This is a genomic window from Pontibacillus halophilus JSM 076056 = DSM 19796, from assembly GCF_000425205.1.
In the GTDB taxonomy this organism is placed as follows: domain Bacteria; phylum Bacillota; class Bacilli; order Bacillales; family BH030062; genus Pontibacillus_A; species Pontibacillus_A halophilus.
On record NZ_AULI01000032.1, the window covers coordinates 1 to 3,634 of the forward strand.

Below are 3,634 nucleotides of genomic sequence, written 5' to 3' on the forward strand. Positions count from 1 at the left end.
CCTCCACTGGAAAAATTCACTTAAGAAGGATAACGATAGCTTAGTAGTCATTTCAAGTTTTGCTTAGCTTGACGGCTATGGTACCTGTCCCCCTGTCCCGCGTGTTAGAATAGAGGGATAATGATGGCGAACAGGAGTGGACGTTAGTATGGATAAGAAAGATATTGCGGGTATTCGGAAGCAGTTGAAAGTGGATCAGGACTTATTGAAGATTTCTCATATTTTTAATGTGTATATTCTGAAGGAAACGACTGAAGTGTTTCACCAGCAGAGCCAATTGTTCGAAATGCTCGAGCGCGATCAGCAGGAGTTGTTTATGAACAATTTCAAGAAACTCTTATCCGGGCAATTGGATGAGAAGTTATTTGAACTGAAATTTATGCGCGAGGCTGAGAATCACAGCCAGCTCATCTTACATAAAGGGCTGTTGAGTCAGGACGTCGAGGATTGGAAAGAACAAATGCTCGCGATGACTGAGAAGATGATTCATGAGCATCCTCATGAGCATGACATTGTCGTGACATTTATTCGAGCAGAATACAACAAGCCCATGAAGAAACAGAGTGATGAATCAGATGCGAGCGAGAACGATACGGTGTATTCTCACCCATTCATTCTGTGTAGCGTGAATAAAACACAAGATCCAAAGAAAGACTGGGTATTCGACTATGTAGAGAAGGAATTTAAGTACAACATCGATGTCGATCCAGTTGTCGATTTGAAGTCTCCGTTAGGTGGGTTTATGTTCCCAACGTTTACAGACCATTTTGCTGATGTGAATCATATTCTATACTCCTCTTCCAAGGCACACGACCCAGATGTTCGATTTACGGAGGAAGTGTTGAATGCTGAAGAGCCAATGACAGCGAAAGAGGACAAGGCAGTCTTTGAAGAAGTGATTCGAGACGTTGTCGGGGACCAGCTTAATCCATCCACACTCGCTAACGTCTATCGCGAAGTGAACCAGGTGATTGAGGATCATGAAGAAGATGACGAGCCGGCTAAGCTCGATTATAAAGATGTGGAACGCGTCTTAACGATGAGCGGGGAAGCTGTTGATGGGGAGCAAGTGAAGACTGCTTTCAAACGCTACACCGATAATGAAGGGTACGAGCTTAAAGCAAGCAGCGTTGTGCCAAAATATAAATCAAAATCAATTAAGATTAACACCAAAGTGGCAAACATATCGATTAGTCCACAAGACTTAGAGTTTGTGAAACAAGTTAATTTCAACGGGAAACGCTACGTCATGGTTGAAGTGGAAGAAGATGCGGAGATTGAAGGATTTAAGATGCTTCCTGAAGCATTTGGTGGTATTAACGATAGCGAATCATAACCTATATAAAAGACAGATACCTTTTGCCTACGGCAAGATGTACCTGTCTTTTTTTATTTCTTGCGAACAAGAAAGAGATAAGCAACCCCTGCAATAAGCGCACAGCTTAGGATGACAACTCCCATAGGAAGTGCAGTTGTTCCATTTCCGATTCCTACAATAGGTGCGACTAAGGCTCCGAGTAAGAATGGAAGTAACCCAAGTAAGGCGGACGCACTACCTGCTTGTTCAGCCTGATCTTGCATAGCTAGTGAAAAGACGGTTGTATTAATAATTCCTACACTTGTAACCGAAAGAAACAGCATGACACAGAGTACCCATACAGGCGCATTGAATACGATAACGACAACAAGCAACAAGCTGCCAAGAAGCGCTTGGAGTAAGCCGTACTTAAACAGCGACGTTTCGCTAATTCGTTGGCTCAGAAATCCAGTGACTTGCGTCGCGATTACAAGCCCTAACCCATTTAGGGCGAATACAAAGCTGAATAGTTGAGGTGATAAGCCATAGATGTCTTGTAATACAAATGTGGAACCAGATATATAGGCAAACATCGCACTCATGACAAACCCTTGAACAAGTGCGTATCCAACGAAGGTACGGTCCTTCAACAGCGTCCCAAATGTGGAGACCGTTTCCGTCAGACCTCCTGTCTTTCTCCTTTCGACTGCCAGCGTTTCATTGAGAAATAAGGATACAACAAGCAACATAAAGCCACCAATAATGGTTAGAACACCGAACACCCCACGCCATGACATGACTTGTAGCAACTGTCCACCCACTACAGGGGCTAAAATTGGGGCAAGACCATTGACGAGCATAAGCATTGCGAAGAATTTCGTTAATTGACTGCCAGCGAATAAATCACGAGCAGCTGCCCTTGAAATAACCAGACCCGCCGCGCCTGCCAGACCTTGTAGCAATCGTAACGCAACGAACACTGTAATTGATGTTGTAAACATACAAAGAACAGAAGCAATTGTGTAGACTGCTAACGCGATAATGAGCGGCTTCTTCCTCCCTCTCACATCACTTATTGGCCCCATAACAAGCTGCCCTACGGCTAAGCCAATCAGACATGCTGTTAACGTTAATTGCGTTGAGGATGCACTCGCGTTCAATTCACCCGCAATCGTTGGAAGCGCCGGCAAATACATATCAATTGTCAACGGACCAAAGGCGCTAAGCGACCCTAAGATGATAATAAATGTCCATACATAACTTTTACGATAAGTCGTTTCCCCATAAGCATTAAATGATGACAACACCCATTCCTCCCTCAAACCATAATGTACCATTCCTCGGGACGGAGGGACAGGTCCCTTGTCCCCACATCACCCCTTTACGTATGCTACAATCAAAGAACAATCTATGAATGAGGTGTTCGCGATGCAAATAGAAGTATGGTCAGACTTTGCTTGTCCATTCTGTTATATCGGTAAACGTCGATTGGAAGAGGCATTAGCCGAATTTCCTGAAGGCGAACAAGTGAAGTTCCGTTTTAATAGTTTTGAACTCAATCCTTACGCACCAGTAAATCATGATAAAAATGAATATGAGCTCCTTGCTGAAAAATACGGGAAATCAGTAGATGAAATGAAGCAAATGGCTGATGGGCTACGACAGCAAGCAGCTGAAGTCGGTCTTCAATTCGACTTCGACCGTCTAGTCCCAACCAATACGTTTGATGCGCACCGTCTGTTTCAACGTGCGCAACAACAAGGGCTTGGTGATCAGGTGGCTGAAACGTTGTTCAAAGCACACTTCGAGGAAGCCAAACATATTGGTGACCGTGATACGCTAACGAAGCTAGCTATTGAGGCTGGCATGACACAAGACGATGTCGAAGCAGCGTTCAGCGAAGACCGATACGAAAAAGCTGTCCGTACAGACGAAAAAGAAGCACACGAAATCGGAGTTCAGGGTGTTCCCTTCTTCGTCTTTAACGACAAGTACGCTATGTCCGGCGCACAGCCTAAGGAAGTCTTTGTACAAGGACTGCAACAAATTCTCCAAGAAGAACAAGAAAATGCAATCAAAAGCTCCGCTAAAACCGAATTCTGCACCGGCGATGAATGCGACGGCTAGGGGGACGGAGGGACAGGTTCACCGTCCCGTCCTTATAAAAAAACCATGCACTTAGAAGGTGCATGGTTTTTTTTATAGGTTGAGGTGCGAACTATTGTGACTGCATGAAGTGGGACAAGGAACCTGTCCCCATAGCCGTCAAGCTAAGCAAAACTTGAAATGACTACTAAGCTATCGTTATCCTTCTTAAGTGAATTTTTCCAGTGGAGG

The 3,634-nt window shown here is 44.4% G+C and carries 3 protein-coding genes; 2 read left to right on the forward strand and 1 reads right to left on the reverse strand.

The features are described from left to right. Positions 1-148 precede the first annotated feature (148 nt). On the forward strand, positions 149-1,336 hold the full coding sequence (locus tag H513_RS0117555) for a DUF4317 domain-containing protein (RefSeq protein ID WP_026801889.1): 1,188 nt from the start codon (positions 149-151) through the stop codon (positions 1,334-1,336). A gap of 53 nt (positions 1,337-1,389) precedes the next feature. Here the strand turns inward: H513_RS0117555 and H513_RS0117560 are convergent, their stop codons facing one another. Next, positions 1,390-2,601 (reverse strand): multidrug effflux MFS transporter, encoded by a 1,212-nt coding sequence (locus tag H513_RS0117560; RefSeq protein ID WP_026801890.1) that lies wholly within the window; start codon positions 2,599-2,601, stop codon positions 1,390-1,392. Positions 2,602-2,659: 58 nt separating this feature from the next. Here H513_RS0117560 and H513_RS0117565 point away from each other — a divergent pair, with 58 nt between their 5' ends. Beyond that, a complete protein-coding gene (locus H513_RS0117565; protein ID WP_233422729.1) occupies positions 2,660-3,424 on the forward strand; it encodes a DsbA family oxidoreductase in 765 nt (254 codons plus the stop codon). Positions 3,425-3,634: the final 210 nt, after the last annotated feature.